This is a genomic window from Parasporobacterium paucivorans DSM 15970, from assembly GCF_900141895.1.
Taxonomy (GTDB): domain Bacteria; phylum Bacillota; class Clostridia; order Lachnospirales; family Lachnospiraceae; genus Parasporobacterium; species Parasporobacterium paucivorans.
This window is the reverse complement of sequence record NZ_FQYT01000019.1, coordinates 31,809-46,851: the sequence shown is the minus strand read 5'-3', so window position 1 is coordinate 46,851 and position 15,043 is coordinate 31,809. Positions and strand designations below refer to the sequence as shown.

Genomic DNA, 15,043 nt, shown 5'->3' with positions numbered 1-15,043 from the left:
TTATTTACGTCTAGCTAAACAACACAATCAACTTTTTTATTCAAAAAACATAGATAATATAACATAAATAGCGACAATCACAACCAACGCTATAAAAGAAATCAACAGTACCTTTTTGTTTTTCACAACTAAGCCGGTAATAACACCAATTGCAGACGCAACAAGTAATGCCATTAATATTGGACCAATGAAATTGACAGCCATACTTCATCCCCCATATATATATATTTATTTACTTCCATCTTAATTCTACTACATGTTATAAGTACTGTCTAATTATTTAATGAACGTGCCTGTGATGGGTGTCCGGCAAATGCTCATGCCTGTGTCCTATTGCTTCATGTGTATGCTCATGATTATGCTCTCCGGCTGCATCCGGATCATGCGGATGATTGTGGTGGCTGTCATCGTGGCTATGTCTGTGTTCATGCGTTTCTTCCATATGAGTATGCATATGCCTATGATCTTCTGCAATGGAGAAAGCGGTTCCCGCCAGCATAATGGCCAGGGCAACCAAAAAAGATCCGGATATTCCCTCTCGTAACACAACCCATGAAATCAAAACGCCGATAAAAGGAGATGCCGCGTAATATGCGCTTGTACGGGCGGCTCCAAGCTCTCTTTGTGCCGAAATATAAAGGTATATGCTAATACCATATGCGACAAATCCGAGCAGTAGGGCAAGCAGGATGTATGCTATATTGCTGCTGAATTCTTTAATTGCAAGAGAAATGATGAGCGATCCAATTCCTGATCCAAATCCCTTGACGATCACGATCTGCACGGGATCCTTCATCGACAGCTTTCGGGTGCAGTTATTCTCCAGTCCCCAGCATATACAGGCAATCAGGATAAATATTGATCCTGACGAAAATGAAAAAGCGCTGAAATCTTTAAATGACAGGATAATGCTGGCAATCGTTATTAACCCTATTGCATACCACATTTGCCTTCCAATGGATTCCTTGAAAAGGATAAGCGCTATAACTGAGGTTGCGGCAACTTCAAAATTATTCAGCAAGGCGACATTTGCTGAATTCGTCATTGTCAGACCCATCATGAAAAATATAGGGGCCGCAATATCCAGAATAATCATGCCGGATACATATGGCATTTCCTTCTTCGTCATCTTTGCTTCATCTTTTACAGCCTTATTCCACCGATTCATGGAATTTACTGCCGTCATCCCAATCCCTGCCCCCAGATAAAGCAATGCTGCCATTAAAGCCGGCGGAATCTCTCGGAGCAGTAGCTTTGATGCAGGTGCGCTGATACCGTATAAAGCTGCGGCTGAAATTGCGCAGACGATTGCCATGTTTTTTTTTGATCTTACAGATTGGTGTTCCAAATACAACCCTCCAATATCCCTTAAGGTGATACTTTGAGTATAGAGTAAAATGCCAAAAACGCAAGCAGTAACCCATGCAGCCCTGCCCACTATATGATACAATCAAATATCGACTATTGAAGGGAGTGATATATATGGCAGAAATTTTTGAAATGCTTATGGTTATTTGTTTTGGAATATCCTGGCCGCTGTCTATCTACAAATCATTGAAATCGAGGACAGCCAAGGGCAAAAGCCTGACTTTTGAGTGCTTTATTTTAATCGGCTATGTTTTTGGGATTATCAGCAAATTAACACAGTCTTCTATTTCTTATGTGCTGATCTTCTACGTTATAAATTTCATATCCGTTTCCATCGACATCGGGTTATATTTTAGAAATGCTCGCTTAGACCGACTCGCAGAATAATGACATAAATTAAACATAAATGACAAAAATTAAACTAAATTGACAACAACCTATCCGGGTAATACAATCAATGTAAGATTACTTCCAGATGTTTTTGATTAAATTTTAACAACCAAAAATTTCACTGGCTGTTTTCGCAATTCGTGAAAGGAGTGTGAAGAAGAATGAAAACTGTTTTGGTCGATTACGAGAAATGCGTAAGCTGCCATACTTGTGAGCTGGCCTGTGCAGTGTCACACAGCAACGCAGGATCTCTGGCAGGAGCCGTACTTTCCGGAGAAACTCCGGAGAAGCGTATTCACGTGCAGACGAGCGGAGGAGCGAGATTTCCTATGCAATGCCGTCACTGCAGCGATGCACCTTGCATGAAGGCCTGCATCAGCGGGGCTCTCCAAAGGGATGAGGAGACACGTGCTGTCATCTGCGACAGCAATAAATGTATAGGATGCTGGATGTGTGTTATGACCTGTCCTTTTGGAGCCGTTACGGCTGGAAGAACGCATACAGCTCTAAAGTGTGACCTTTGCATTGAAACCGGCAGCCCTGCCTGTGCAGCCGCCTGTCCGACACACGCAATCAGCTGGGGCGAGTCCGACGATTTCGCTAAAAGCCGTCAAAAAAATTATATTGTCAATTTCTTGAATGGAGGAGAAGAACAAGCATGAAAAATCATGAGAAATCCATAGATCCTGCATCACAAAAAATGCTGGATAAAGCCTATGCGGAAGGTATCCAAACCGTCTGGGACCGTCTGGAAGCACAGCAGCCACATTGTGGTTTTGGGGAGCTTGGTTTATGCTGCCGCCACTGCAACATGGGCCCCTGCAGAATCGATCCTTTCGGAAACGGCCCAAAGTTAGGCGTATGCGGAGCCAATGCCGATACAATCGCATCCCGCCAGCTGGTACGTATGATTGCAGCGGGTGCCGCAGCGCACTCGGACCATGGAAGGGATATCGTATTAGCCTTCCGTGCAGCTGCCGAGCATGGAGAGGGCGACTATAAGTTCAAGGATGAAAAGAAACTGCTTGCACTTGCTTCTGAGTTCAATATACCAACCGAGGGCAGAACAATACAGGAAATCGCTCTCGACGTCTCAGATATCGCCTTAGATGAATATGGTATGCGCGGTCAGAAACTTCAGTTTACCAAACGCGCTCCCAAGGTACGCCAGGATCTCTGGACCAGCCTTGGCGTGGATCCCCGCGGTATTGACAGGGAAGTTGTGGAATGTATGCACCGGACCACCATGGGTGTTGACACGGATTATGTGAACCTGACACTGCAGGGCATCCGGACTTCCTTAAGTGACGGCTGGGGCGGCTCCATGTGGGCTACAGAACTTTCTGATGTTCTTTTCGGTACTCCGGAAGTAGTAAAAGGCTGGTCCAATCTGGGCGTTTTGAGCGACAAGGAAGTAAACATTGTAGTTCACGGCCATGAGCCAACCTTGTCCGACATCATCGTTTTTGCTGCCAGAGATCCGGAACTGCTCAAAAAAGCCAAAGAAAAAGGCGCCGAAGGAATCAATATCTGCGGTATGTGCTGTACCGGAAATGAAATTCTTATGCGCCATGGCGTCCCTATTGCAGGAAACTTCCTTCAGCAGGAACTGGCTATCATAACCGGAGCCGTTGAGGCCATGATTGTGGATGTACAGTGCATCATGCCTTCCCTTCCTACCGTAGCCAACTGCTTCCATACCAAGGTTATTTCCACTTCCCCAAAAGCCGTTTTCCCTGGAGCCACCCATGTTCCTTTTGACGAAAAAAATGCCATGGAGACCGCAAAACAGATTATCTCCATCGCCATCGACAACTACCCGAACCGTAACCAGGGCCGTGTGAATATTCCAAGCGACCGTATGGGATATATGGCCGGCTTCAGTGTTGAAACTATCCTGGGAGCCCTTGGCGGAACCCTGGATCCTCTGCTGGACGCTATCAAATCCGGAAGCATCCGCGGCATTGCCGGCATCGTAGGCTGCAATAATCCGAAAGTACGTCAGGACCACAATCATATTGCTCTGGCTAAAGAGCTCATTAAGAATAATGTACTTGTTGTTGAGACAGGCTGCGCCGCTATTGCCAGCGCCAAAGCCGGACTGCTTCTTCCTGAAGCTGCCGACATGGCCGGAGAAGGCCTTGCTGCCGTTTGCCGTGCGCTTGGTGTTCCACCTGTGCTTCATATGGGATCCTGTGTAGATAACAGCCGTGTCCTGGTTGTGGCCGCTGCGATTGCCAATGCACTTGGTGTCGATATTTCAGATCTTCCTCTGGCGGCAGCCGCACCGGAATGGATGTCCGAAAAGGCAGTTGCCATCGGAACGTATGCCGTGTCCTCAGGCATATATACCGTCCTGAACTCTCCACCACCCGTATTAGGAAGTTCGAATCTGACCAATCTGCTCACCGCAGGGGCTGAAGGCGTTGTAGGTGCCGTCTTTGCAGTTGAGGCAGATCCTGTCAAACAGGCGGGACTCATAATTGAACATATCGAAAAGAAACGTACCGCACTTGGCTTATAGTAAGGAGAACACATTATGAAAATTGCCGTATCTGGTAAAGGAGGTACAGGAAAATCCACCACTTCAGCTGCAATGATACAGCTGCTTCTGGATCGGGGCCATCATGTTTTTGCTGTGGACGCTGATCCTGATGTAAGTCTGGGGCTGCTGCTTGGATTTCCTGCCGAAGAAATAAATCAGATGAAACCGGTCGTGGAAATGGTTGATTTGATGAAAGACAAGGCCGGAGATGTCGGCCTTTTCACCCTGAATCCGGAAGTAGACGACATTATCCGGGATTTCAAACTCACCAGGGACAATCTCCAGTTTCTTCGTATGGGAGCGGTAAAGGCGGGCGGCTCATCCTGTTATTGCCGGGAGAACAGCGTCCTGAACGCCATGATTGCCAGCCTGCTCATGCAGGACGACGACTATCTTGTTCTCGACATGGGTGCCGGTATTGAACACCTCACACGCGGAACTGCACGAGGCGTAGATCTTATGCTAATCGTAACCGAACCCAGTCTGGTCAGCGTGGCAACGGCTCAGGTTATCAATGATCTGGCTACAGATCTTGGAATTGCCCAGACACGTTTCATCGGAAATCGTGTGAGGAGTGAAATAGACCGGGCTTTTCTGGAAAACAAGCTTGGCAAAGAAAATATGGCGGGATTCATTCCATATACTGAAGAGATAACCACACAGTCCCTTACAGGTGATTTTGCCACGAACCGGATTATTCCAAAGGGGCTTCCTGATATCATAGATGGTATTGCTCTCTTACAGAAGACTCTTTGAGAAAGGAAACTCCACTATGAATAAACATTATGTAATTATCGGCAACAGTGCAGCCGGTATTTTCGCTGCCGATGCCATCCGGGAAAGGGATCAAGAAGGTCTCATTACGGTAATAAGTGAAGAGACACAGGACGCCTATTCCCGCTGCTTGACAACCTATTACGTTTCAGGCTACACGGACAGGGAGCGGATGATGCTCCGTCCATCAGATTATTACGAAACCCAGTCCATCAACTTTTTGCGCGGGCTGAAAGTAACCAAAATCGATGCTCCGTCTAAGCAGGTTATTCTGTCTTCGGGCGTGAGAGTCTCTTACGACACGCTGCTGATTGCATCCGGTGCTTCCCCGAGACTCATGGATATCCCGGACGCGAAACCCGGTGATGTCCATGTCATGCGGACAATGAAAGACGCGGATGCACTGATCAAAAAGATCAGCAATGGCCAAAAGCGGGTCTGCGTGTTGGGCGCCGGGCTGGTTAGTCTCAAAACAGCCAGTGCTCTTGCCGAACATGGACTGGATATTACGATTGTTGTGACTTCACAGCACATTCTTTCTCAGCAGTTCGATTCTGAAGGGGCAGATATCCTCTACAGACATCTGAAAAATAACGGGGTACGATTCCTGTTTGGTTTAAGTGCGAGCCGGGTTCTTCATGACAGTTTGGGAGCCGTCAGCGGAGTAGAGCTTAATGACGGTTCGGTTGTCTCCTGTGACTTTATTTTCATGGGAAAAGGTGTCAATCCGAACACTTCCTTCATACCAGAGGACGTAGCACGAATCCAGTCTGACTGGATCGAGGTTGATGACCACATGAAAACCTCCGTTCCGGATATTTATGCTGCAGGCGATTGTGTAATGGCTAAAGACAAGCTGTTCGGCGGATCCCGAAGCTATGCCCTCTGGCCCAATGCAACGGAACAGGGACAAATTGCAGGCGCCAACATGGCAGGCTCCCCTGTGGCGTACGAAGGAGCACTTTCCATGAACTCCCTTCAGTTCTTCGGCCTGCATGCGATTTGCGGCGGGGACGGACGTGGCAGTGAAGCCGGTTCATTTGCTGTTATACTTTCAGAACCTGAGCGGAATCAATATCGGAAATTCGTTTTCCAGAATCGAAAGCTGACAGGATTCATCCTGATCGGAAAAACCAAGAACGCCGGCGTTCTCATGCAGCGTCTTGGAAAAGAATTAAGCCCCGAAGAATGTCATTCCCTGCTCGACCACGGGGTCATCGCAGAGATATCCGTTAAGTAAGACAAAATATCAATCCACTGAAAACAAAAGGGCTTCCTGGCATTATAATACAATGCCAGGATGCTCTTTTTTGCAAATTAGAAATGTCTGATTTTGCCTCTGTTCTCCCTGAATTTTTTTGGCGGGACTCCCACAATATTCTTAAACACCTTTGTGTAATAACTATGATCCTCGAAACCGCACGCGTTGGCAATGTCGATAATACTCGAGTTTTCCAGCAGCAATATGCTTTTACTCTTATCAATCCTTACATTGTTGATATAGTTGGTTATGCTCTGTCCCGTCTCTTTCTTGAATATACTGCTCAGATAAGTCTTGCTCAGATACACACTGTCGGCAATTTCATCCAGGGTCAGCTTCTTAAAACAATTCATTTTGATGTATTCTATCGTCTTATATACGATATCTGTATGCTTAACTTCCGCAAAATCAAATGTTTCTGACATAAAACGCAGCAGAAGGGACATCACGCTGGAACTCATCTCTTCCAGTGTCTTATACTCTTCAATATAGGACATGAAATTCTCATTTAAATGGAGGATCTCGTTAATATCTGCTCCCGCATCTGCTGCCGATCTTGAAATCACAATGACAAGTTCTGTGACCCTGGGAAGGATAGCTTCCATGTCATAATCGTTCGATATGAATATGTACGCCAGCATACGGTTAAGAAGTGCCTGGGAAGACTCCAGATCCCTGTTGGCTACGGCATCTCTGAGCTTTCTCTCCACCCCAATGGGATACACGGAATGCATTCCCTCTTTCTGGAACCGGATTCCCTCTGTATACAATGTACTTAGGTATTTGGCCTGATCATAAAAATGCTTTTCAATTCTTGAGTTTGTTGTGCCCGTCAGACAGATGGTCGCATTTTTCTGCAGCTCAGACAGACTGTAAACCATCTGGGGTGTTCTGGCTTTCCGGGAGGCAATCTTATCTCTGATTTCCGGCCCGTGCAGCGCATCAATTGCATCCTCTGCCTCTCCCATGCATATGGGGCCGGAAACAAGCCCTCCAAGAAGTTCCCCTTTCTCATCCGCAATAGAGGATGCAATCAGGGTCAGACCCAGTGGGCAGTAATATATATATATTCCGTTCCATCGGTATGCCTCGCGGCAGCCATATAACAGAACGTTACGACCATCACATTTTTTTTCTACACAATGCTCACAGAACTCGCATTTTTTATTATCGCCCAGGACTTTTTTCTGCTTGTAGTCCACCGGAGTGCAATACTCTTCGGACACAATATGAAAATTTTCGCTGACTTTGATCATCTGTTCCTTCAGCTTCTCATTCATTGTAACCTCTTCAATATCCGATTTTTCTGTTTATTGTATATTTATTTTGCTACTCTTACTTTTAAATTGTAATACCGGATTAATTGTTTGTCAATTTAATTTATTTATTATCATATTCGACAACTACTAAACAGACTTGTTAATTTTTAGACATTTTTTGTTATTGACATATGTCATTTTTGGTTTATAATTGTCATATATCAACATTACCGTACCCTATAAATTCATCGGAGGAATATTTTATGAAAATCGCATTGCCATCCCGCCAAAATCTGATTGATGATCATTTTGGCCACTGTGAATATTTTACTATCTTCACACTCGATATGACTAACAAAACAATACTCGGTCAGGAAACACTCGCCTCTCCTTCCGGCTGCGGGTGCAAATCCAATATTGCGCAGACTCTCTCCGAAATCGGCGTGAAAGTCCTTCTTGCAGGAAACATGGGCGAAGGCGCCGTAAATGTATTAAAAGCCTCCGGCATTGAAGTGCTGCGAGGATGCACCGGAGATGTAAAAGAAGTCGCTCTCAAGTGGCTGGATGGCTCTCTTGCAGACTCGGGAGACTCATGCCACGAACATGCGCATGGCTGCCATAATTAAATCGCCTGATTTTGCGCATTAAAAAAGAACGATCCTCTGCTTGGCCAGGACCGTTCTTTTTTTATTGTTTAATCAGGACTGCTCTAACCGGGGCCGCCTCCGATCCGATGATATTCAGAGGCATGGCAATTAGCTGATATCTTCCTTCCGCAACTTTCTCCAGCCGAAGTCCTTCCAAAATATGAATTCCTGCTTCCATAAGGGCCAGATGCGTTTCATGACCCGGCTGGCTGCGTTCTATTCCCAGAGAGTCAATGCCAACACCCTTTATCTTAATTTTTGCCAGATATTCCGCTCCATTGCGGTCCAGATAGATAAAATCCTTCTCCAGAATGGGTTCTAAGGAATTTCTTGTCTTGAGAAGAACGAAATCTCCCGGATGGATATCCTTGCCGGACAAATCCTCTTCCGTGATTTTCTCCACCACCTGCGTCAGGTCCAGGACTCTGCATTCTGTAAAAAGTTCTTCCAGTTTCACCGTTTCAATCGTATTGCCTTCCGGCATCATATGAAGCGTCCGGTCCAGATGGGTCCCCGTATGGAGATTCATCTGTATAGAGCTTTCATAAACTGTTCCGGTCGAAAAATCGCTGTTCACTGTTATGATTGGCCGCTTTTCTTCTCTTCCTTTATATACCGGCATATCCATTGTAATTGGCATCGATATGTCGTATATTTTGTTACTCCCATTCTCCATAACTCAGCCTCCTCTATACCTGCCACCATTTACGTCCATCTTTTGCCATCAGTTCGAACGCCTCCTCAGGTCCCATAGATCCTGCGGCATAATTCGGGAAAGTGCTCTCATTTTGTTCTCTATATTGAATCAGATGGTCCGCAAACATCCAGGCCGCCTCTACCTCATCCCAGCGGGAAAACAGAGTCGAATCACCACGCAGGATATCATGAATTAATCGTTCATATGCTTCCGGCGTATTTCCCTGGGTCGGGCTGAAATAGCTGGTGTCCATCTTTGTCGGAACGATTTCATGGTGGGAAGAAAAGTCCTTTGTGTTAAACTGAAAATATACCCCCACGTTTGGCTGGATGCGCAGGACCAGGAGATTTGGATCCTGTATTTCCTTATCCTTAAAATAAAGGATTTTGGGCATATCCTTGAATTGCACCACAATATTCGATGAGCTCTGGCCCAGACGCTTTCCGGTCCGGATATAAAAAGGTATCCCGGCCCACCGAAAATTATTGATATGAAGCTTAAGGGCCACGAAAGTCTCTGTTCCGGAGTCCTCGGGAACATTCAGCTCCTCACGGTATCCCACAACAGGGCTGCCATCAATAACTCCAGGCCCATATTGACCGAAAACGACATTATCCCGAAGAAACTCCGGCGTGATATCTTCAATAGCCTCCAGAATCTTCTGCTTTTCGGTACGGATGGAATCCGTCTTGAGATTTATCGGCGGTTCCAGAGCCACTAACGACAATATTTGGATAATATGATTCTGCACCATATCCCTCATCGCCCCTGCATGGTCATAATAATCGCCTCTGGCACCTACACCCAGCTCTTCCGTCAAAGAAATCTGGATGTTATCGATGAATTTGTTATTCCAAATAGATTCAAAAATCGAATTGCAGAACCGCAGGACCATTATATTTTGTATCATTTCCTTACCCAGGTAATGGTCGATACGGTAAATATCCCTCTCAGAAAACACCTCCAGGATTTTAGAATTCAAATTTCGTGCGGTCTTTAAATCCTTGCCAAAGGGCTTTTCAATGACCAGACGACTCCATGCGTCCGGCTTTGAAGCCATATCGCTGATTTGCAGACCATGGACGATGGTTTCAAAATATACAGGTGCAACAGCCAGATAAAATACACGGTTGCCTCCAGCTCCGGTCTGACCATCCAGCATATCAAGATAATCCTTCAGCCCAATAAAGCCCTCTGCATTGGTAAAGTCAAACCGATAATAGTGAATCTTCCTCTGAAGCTCATCCCAGATTGTATCATCAATCTTATTTCTGGAATGCTTCTTGGTGGATTCATAAATATCTTTCTTATATTCCTCTTCCGTTTTATCCTGTCTCCCGATGCTGACAACCGCAAAATGCTCCGGCAGCAGCTTATCAAGAACAAGATTATATAAAGCGGGCATCAGCTTACGGTTTGTCAGATCGCCTGTACCGCCAAAAATCACTAAGATTGCCGATAAATTATCTTTTTCTTTTCCTGCCATAATATCTCCCTCCGTGCACATATCCGTGGCTTTATCCTACCAGTTCGTATGGTAGGTTCCTTCTGCATCGATCCGTTCATACGTATGTGCGCCAAAGTAGTCTCTTTGTGCCTGTAAAAGGTTCATAGGCAGTTCGCTGGTCCGGTAGCTGTCATAATACGCCAAACTGCTTGAAAATGCAGGTGCACTGATACCGTTGGAAATAGCGGTTCTGACAACCTCTCTCCAATCCTCCTGGTATTCGTTGATGGCATCCATAAAATAGTCCTCCATCAGCAGATTGATCAGCGACGGATTTTTTTCATATGCCTTGCTGATCTGATTTAAAAATTGGGCCCGGATGATGCAGCCGCCTCTGAAGATTTTTGCAATGTCACCATAACGGAGTTTCCAGTCATACTGCTCTGATGCCGCTCTGAGCAGGCCAAACCCCTGAGCATATGCACATATTTTACTTGCATATAAGGCCCTTCGGATTGCTTCAACAAAATCTCTCGATTTCTCTGCTTTGTTCTTAGGTCCCTTCAGTCTCCTGCTGGCATTCACTCTCTCCTGTTTCATTGCAGACAGGCATCTCTCGTATACAGACGTTGTTATGGTGGGGGTCGGAACCCCTAAGTCCAGGGATATCTGTCCGGTCCATTTCCCGGTTCCCTTCTGTCCGGCAACATCCAAAATCATATCAACCAGATAATTCTCCGTCCTGTCATCCTTCTTTCCAAAAATATCGGCAGTAATTTCTATCAGGTAACTGTTCAGTTCTCCCTTGTTCCATTCCGAAAATACATCCTGAAGCTCACGTGCGGTCAGACCTATCACCTTCTTCATAATATGGTACGCCTCACTGATCAGCTGCATATCGGCATACTCAATGCCATTATGAACCATTTTCACAAAATGCCCTGCACCATTTTCACCGATGTAATTGCTGCAGGGTTCTCCCTCAGCCTTGGCGGAGATCGCCGTCAATATAGGTTCCATAAGCTCATATGCCTCTTTTTTACCTCCGGGCATGATGGCAGGTCCTTTTCTGGCGCCTTCTTCTCCCCCGGAAATGCCAGCCCCAAGATAGAGTATTCCTGCCTTCTCGAGCTCCCTGCTTCTTCGGATTGTATCCATATAATAGGAATTGCCTCCATCCATAAGGAGATCTCCTTCTGATAGCAGTGGCAGCAGCTGCTGAATCGTATCATCGACCGCAGATCCTGCCTTGACCATCATAATGATTTTGCGCGGGATTTCTAAGGATTCCACAAATTTACTGATTGTGTAAAAACCCTCCACATTGTCCAGGAACGGTTCCTCTTGCGTTTCTTTTATCAGCTCCTCCGTCTTAATGGGGGAACGGTTATATACGGCTGTTCGAAAGCCGTTTTCCGCTATATTCAATGCCAGATTTTTACCCATGACGGCAAGCCCGATTACACCAACTTGTTTTTTCATATGACATCCTCCGTAAAATTATTTTTCAAATCTCTGTCGAATACCTATTTATAACACAAAATACGGCTTTTTTGTTGTCTTTTTTTATTGATTGCGTACTGTGAACTGCTGTCTGGGCGTTGCCGTCTGCATATGTTATAATATACATAATGATAGGCAGCCGCATTTTTTGATCCAGGACAAAAAAGGAGGGGCATTATGGCAGTATTCGTATTACCCGTTGACCAGAGAGTAATAGATATTGACTCCCGGCGTTTTTCTTCCATAGGAAAGGCAGTTGTGGAACTTATCACGAACTGCGATGACAGTTACCTCCGTCTTGAAAGGGATGGACGGCTTGTTTCGGGAAGCATACTGATTGGATATGAGAGGCATCTGAAAGGCGCCCTGATTACAGTTACCGACCAAGCGGAAGGAATGGCCGCCGACCAGCTTCATTCGATATTGACCTATGGGGGAGCTCACAGCAGCCTTGCCAAGGACGGAAGCGGAGGCAGGGGCTATTTCGGACGAGGTTTGAAGCAGGCCGTTTATGGCCTGGGATATGGATGGATCGAGACCATCAGGGATGGCGCCGTCAGCAGGGTAGACCTTTACCGGGCACAGACCGGAGAGTATCTTTTTGAGGACGGGGACGGAGCCCTGGAGGCGTCCTCAAAGGACTACCAGCGACTCTGCATTCCCGAGGGGAGCAACGGGACACGGATAAGCATAATCATCGATAATCCGGATGTGAGCATCCCGTATTTCAATTCACTTCAGACAGCGATTGCCAATAATATATATCTCCGGGATATCCTTTCGCGAAGGGATGTAAAACTGTTAAACCTGAATGAGCCAATAAAGTCCAGGACCCCACTCCCTCTGCAATTTGGGGAGCCTGCTTCTGAAGTTCTCATCGGTCCAGAAGAAAGGGGAACCTTCAGTTTCCAGGGACAATTATATGACTTCAGGCTGACCCTGAAGAGAGCCAAGGATGCCATGCTGGAGGTTCGGGGCGATGAAAGGACCAACGGCCTTATCGTCCTGTCGGGGAATGCCATATTGGACTGCCAGTTTTTTCGATTTGAAAATCAGATTGGCACGGAATTTTTATTCGGGACGGTTGTCTGTGATGCCTTGTCCCAAAGGCTGGGATTGGGACACCCGATCATCAGCGACGAGCGGGAAGGGCTGAATATGAAGGATCCATTCGTAAAAGCTTTTTCCGAAGAAGTCAGCCGCCTTCTGTTCGATATCATAAAGAGCGAACAATTAAGACTCAGCCATGTCGAACGGGCCAAAATATCCCAGCGTACCCAACTGATGATAGAGATCATACTTCAGAAAATGAATGTGATTGCAAGGGATGAACTGGGAATCCGGATTCCCCCTAAGCACCGGGCCTCCGGGACGCCTGGGGACAAGGGTCCCGCACTCCGTTTTGTTTCTTCTTTTTATTACCGTAAAGCGGATCATCCCTTTAAGATCATGTTTGTTGCCGACAGGTCCCGGCTTGGAGGTCAGAGCAGAATCCACTTTGATTTTCAGCTTCCGGAAGGCATCCGTATTGAACCGGATATCGACAGCGTCCCTTTGGAGGCCATACCGGAAGACGGGCATTTCTCCTTCCAGATAACCGGCAGCCAGCCGGGGCAGAAGGGACGTCTGATTGTGTCTTCCGGGGAATACAGCGTGTTCTGCGAAATCGTCATCGCTGAAGATGCCCCTTCGGAAAAGCCAGCAGGAATCCGATCAGAAGCGGAGCCCTCCCGACATGCTTCTAACGAATTGTTCAAAGGATATGCACTGAGAAATCTGGACAACGACACAGAAAGAGCCGTCTACAGTCCTGAAGAACGGCTCATCATCATTAACACAGAGGCTCCCACTGTCCGCCTGTATGTGGACGGATATGGGCGTTTCAAGGATGGGGCCCGCCTCCTTCTTGCAGAATTGCTCCTTGATGTCATTACGGACGAGCTGGCCCGGCGCTACATACAGCAAAATAAACTGGATAACCGGTCTGCTGCCTTCAGGAAAACCAAACAGGACATGGTGCGCCGGTACGGGGTTGAGATTCATTCGATATTATCGGGAACCTCCCCTTGAATCGCTATCATTATGAGGTCATGTACCGCTTGAAGATTTCCGGATCCACACATCGGGTAAATGCGTCCTCCACAGTAATGATTTTGGATTTGACCAGCTGGGCCAGGGAATAATCCATGGGCATCATGCCGTTCTTGATATTGGTCTGCAAAACGGTGTCGATCTGATGGTTCTTCCCTTCCCGGATCAGATTCCGGATGGCATCATTTACGATCAGAACCTCCATGGCCGGAACCACTATCTTGCCATCGGAAGATTTAATCAGCTGCTGGCAGACGATACCCTGCAGCGCTGCGGCCAGCTGCGTCCTCACCTGCTGCTGCTGATGGGGCGGAAACGTGTCGATGATACGGTCGATTGTCTGGGCAGCGGTTGTAGTATGCAGGGTAGACAGTACATAATGCCCTGTCTCGGCAGCAGAAATCGCCGTGGATATGGTTTCATAGTCACGCATCTCTCCAACCATGATCACATCTGGGTCCTCGCGCAAAGCAGCCCGCAGGGCATTGGAAAAGCTTTGGGAATCGCTGCCGATCTCCCTCTGGTTGACCATGCATTTGTTATGCTTGTGCATGTATTCAATTGGGTCCTCGATTGTCAGGACATGGCATTGCCGGTTGTTGTTGATATGTCCGACCATGGCGGCCAGAGTCGTTGATTTCCCTGAACCCGTAGGGCCCGTTACCAGAAACATGCCGCGGGGCTTCAGGGCCATCGTATTCAGGATGTGCGGAAGATGCAGCTCTTCTGCGGTTGGAATTTTCGTGTTGATCATACGCATGGCAACCGTACAGCTGCCCCTCTGCCGATATACATTTACCCTGTACCGGTTTGTGGTAGGCAGCGACCAGGAAAAATCCACCTCTCCCTTGGCTTCAAAAATTCCCCTCTTTTCCTCATTCATTATAAAGAGGCTGACTTCCTCTGTATCCTGAGGCTCCAGCAGTTCTTCCCCCAATTGAACCAAATCACCCCTTACACGCAGGATAGGCGGTTTTCCAACGGTAAAATGCGCATCCGAGGCTTTTAATTCCAAAGCCCTTTCCAGGATTTCCATCAAATCATATTTCATACATTTCTCC

14 protein-coding genes are annotated in these 15,043 nt (G+C 46.7%); 7 read left to right on the top strand and 7 right to left on the bottom strand.

Annotated features, from left to right (window positions below; genetic code table 11):
* Nucleotides 1–36: 36 nt before the first annotated feature.
* Together BUA79_RS12565 and BUA79_RS09170 are read right to left on the bottom strand one after the other, a co-directional pair.
* Nucleotides 37–204, bottom strand: a complete 168-nt coding sequence (locus tag BUA79_RS12565) for a hypothetical protein (RefSeq protein WP_178138574.1) — start codon at nt 202–204, stop codon at nt 37–39.
* A gap of 76 nt (nt 205–280) precedes the next feature.
* Nucleotides 281–1,315 carry a DMT family transporter gene (locus BUA79_RS09170; RefSeq protein WP_073994151.1) on the bottom strand — a complete coding sequence of 345 codons (1,035 nt, stop codon included), beginning with the start codon at nt 1,313–1,315 and terminating at the stop codon, nt 281–283.
* 167 nt (nt 1,316–1,482) lie between these two features.
* On the opposite strand from BUA79_RS09170, the gene BUA79_RS09165 reads away from it, so the two are divergent.
* The 5 genes from BUA79_RS09165 (at nt 1,483) to BUA79_RS09145 (ending at nt 6,317) form a co-directional block, all read left to right on the top strand.
* The gene (locus tag BUA79_RS09165) at nt 1,483–1,755 is read left to right on the top strand and encodes a hypothetical protein (protein WP_094757406.1); all 273 of its coding nucleotides are present in this window, start codon (nt 1,483–1,485) and stop codon (nt 1,753–1,755) included.
* Nucleotides 1,756–1,919: 164 nt separating this feature from the next.
* Nucleotides 1,920–2,420, top strand: coding sequence for a 4Fe-4S dicluster domain-containing protein (locus BUA79_RS09160; RefSeq protein WP_073994137.1), 501 nt, complete (start codon nt 1,920–1,922; stop codon nt 2,418–2,420).
* Nucleotides 2,417–4,282, top strand: coding sequence for an anaerobic carbon-monoxide dehydrogenase catalytic subunit (gene cooS, locus BUA79_RS09155; protein WP_073994136.1), 1,866 nt, complete (start codon nt 2,417–2,419; stop codon nt 4,280–4,282). The genes BUA79_RS09160 and cooS overlap by 4 nt, the downstream gene beginning before the upstream one ends.
* A gap of 15 nt (nt 4,283–4,297) precedes the next feature.
* The gene (locus BUA79_RS09150; RefSeq protein WP_073994135.1) at nt 4,298–5,059 is read left to right on the top strand and encodes an ATP-binding protein; all 762 of its coding nucleotides are present in this window, start codon (nt 4,298–4,300) and stop codon (nt 5,057–5,059) included.
* Between the two features lie 16 nt (nt 5,060–5,075).
* Complete coding sequence (locus BUA79_RS09145; protein ID WP_073994134.1) at nt 5,076–6,317, top strand: NAD(P)/FAD-dependent oxidoreductase; 1,242 nt, start codon at nt 5,076–5,078, stop codon at nt 6,315–6,317.
* Nucleotides 6,318–6,394: 77 nt separating this feature from the next.
* Here the strand turns inward: BUA79_RS09145 and BUA79_RS09140 are convergent, their stop codons facing one another.
* Entirely contained in the window at nt 6,395–7,618 is a 1,224-nt protein-coding gene (locus tag BUA79_RS09140; protein ID WP_073994133.1) for a helix-turn-helix domain-containing protein, read from the bottom strand.
* A gap of 242 nt (nt 7,619–7,860) precedes the next feature.
* Here BUA79_RS09140 and BUA79_RS09135 point away from each other — a divergent pair, with 242 nt between their 5' ends.
* Nucleotides 7,861–8,223: a NifB/NifX family molybdenum-iron cluster-binding protein gene (locus BUA79_RS09135; RefSeq protein ID WP_073994132.1), complete on the top strand. Its 363-nt coding sequence runs from the start codon at nt 7,861–7,863 to the stop codon at nt 8,221–8,223.
* A gap of 61 nt (nt 8,224–8,284) precedes the next feature.
* On the opposite strand, the gene BUA79_RS09130 is transcribed toward BUA79_RS09135, so the two are convergent.
* The 3 genes from BUA79_RS09130 to gndA are packed head-to-tail and all read right to left on the bottom strand — an operon-like array spanning nt 8,285 to nt 11,870.
* On the bottom strand, nt 8,285–8,920 hold the full coding sequence (locus BUA79_RS09130) for a cyclase family protein (protein ID WP_073994131.1): 636 nt from the start codon (nt 8,918–8,920) through the stop codon (nt 8,285–8,287).
* Nucleotides 8,921–8,933: 13 nt separating this feature from the next.
* A complete protein-coding gene (gene zwf / locus BUA79_RS09125; RefSeq protein WP_073994130.1) occupies nt 8,934–10,427 on the bottom strand; it encodes a glucose-6-phosphate dehydrogenase in 1,494 nt (497 codons plus the stop codon).
* 36 nt (nt 10,428–10,463) lie between these two features.
* Nucleotides 10,464–11,870, bottom strand: a complete 1,407-nt coding sequence (gene gndA, locus BUA79_RS09120) for an NADP-dependent phosphogluconate dehydrogenase (protein WP_073994129.1) — start codon at nt 11,868–11,870, stop codon at nt 10,464–10,466.
* A 198-nt stretch (nt 11,871–12,068) separates the two neighbouring features.
* Between gndA and BUA79_RS09115 the strand changes: the two genes are divergently transcribed.
* Entirely contained in the window at nt 12,069–13,961 is a 1,893-nt protein-coding gene (locus BUA79_RS09115; RefSeq protein ID WP_073994128.1) for an ATP-binding protein, read from the top strand.
* Between the two features lie 10 nt (nt 13,962–13,971).
* On the opposite strand, the gene BUA79_RS09110 is transcribed toward BUA79_RS09115, so the two are convergent.
* Nucleotides 13,972–15,033, bottom strand: a complete 1,062-nt coding sequence (locus BUA79_RS09110; protein WP_073994127.1) for a type IV pilus twitching motility protein PilT — start codon at nt 15,031–15,033, stop codon at nt 13,972–13,974.
* Between the last annotated feature and the right edge of the window lie 10 nt (nt 15,034–15,043).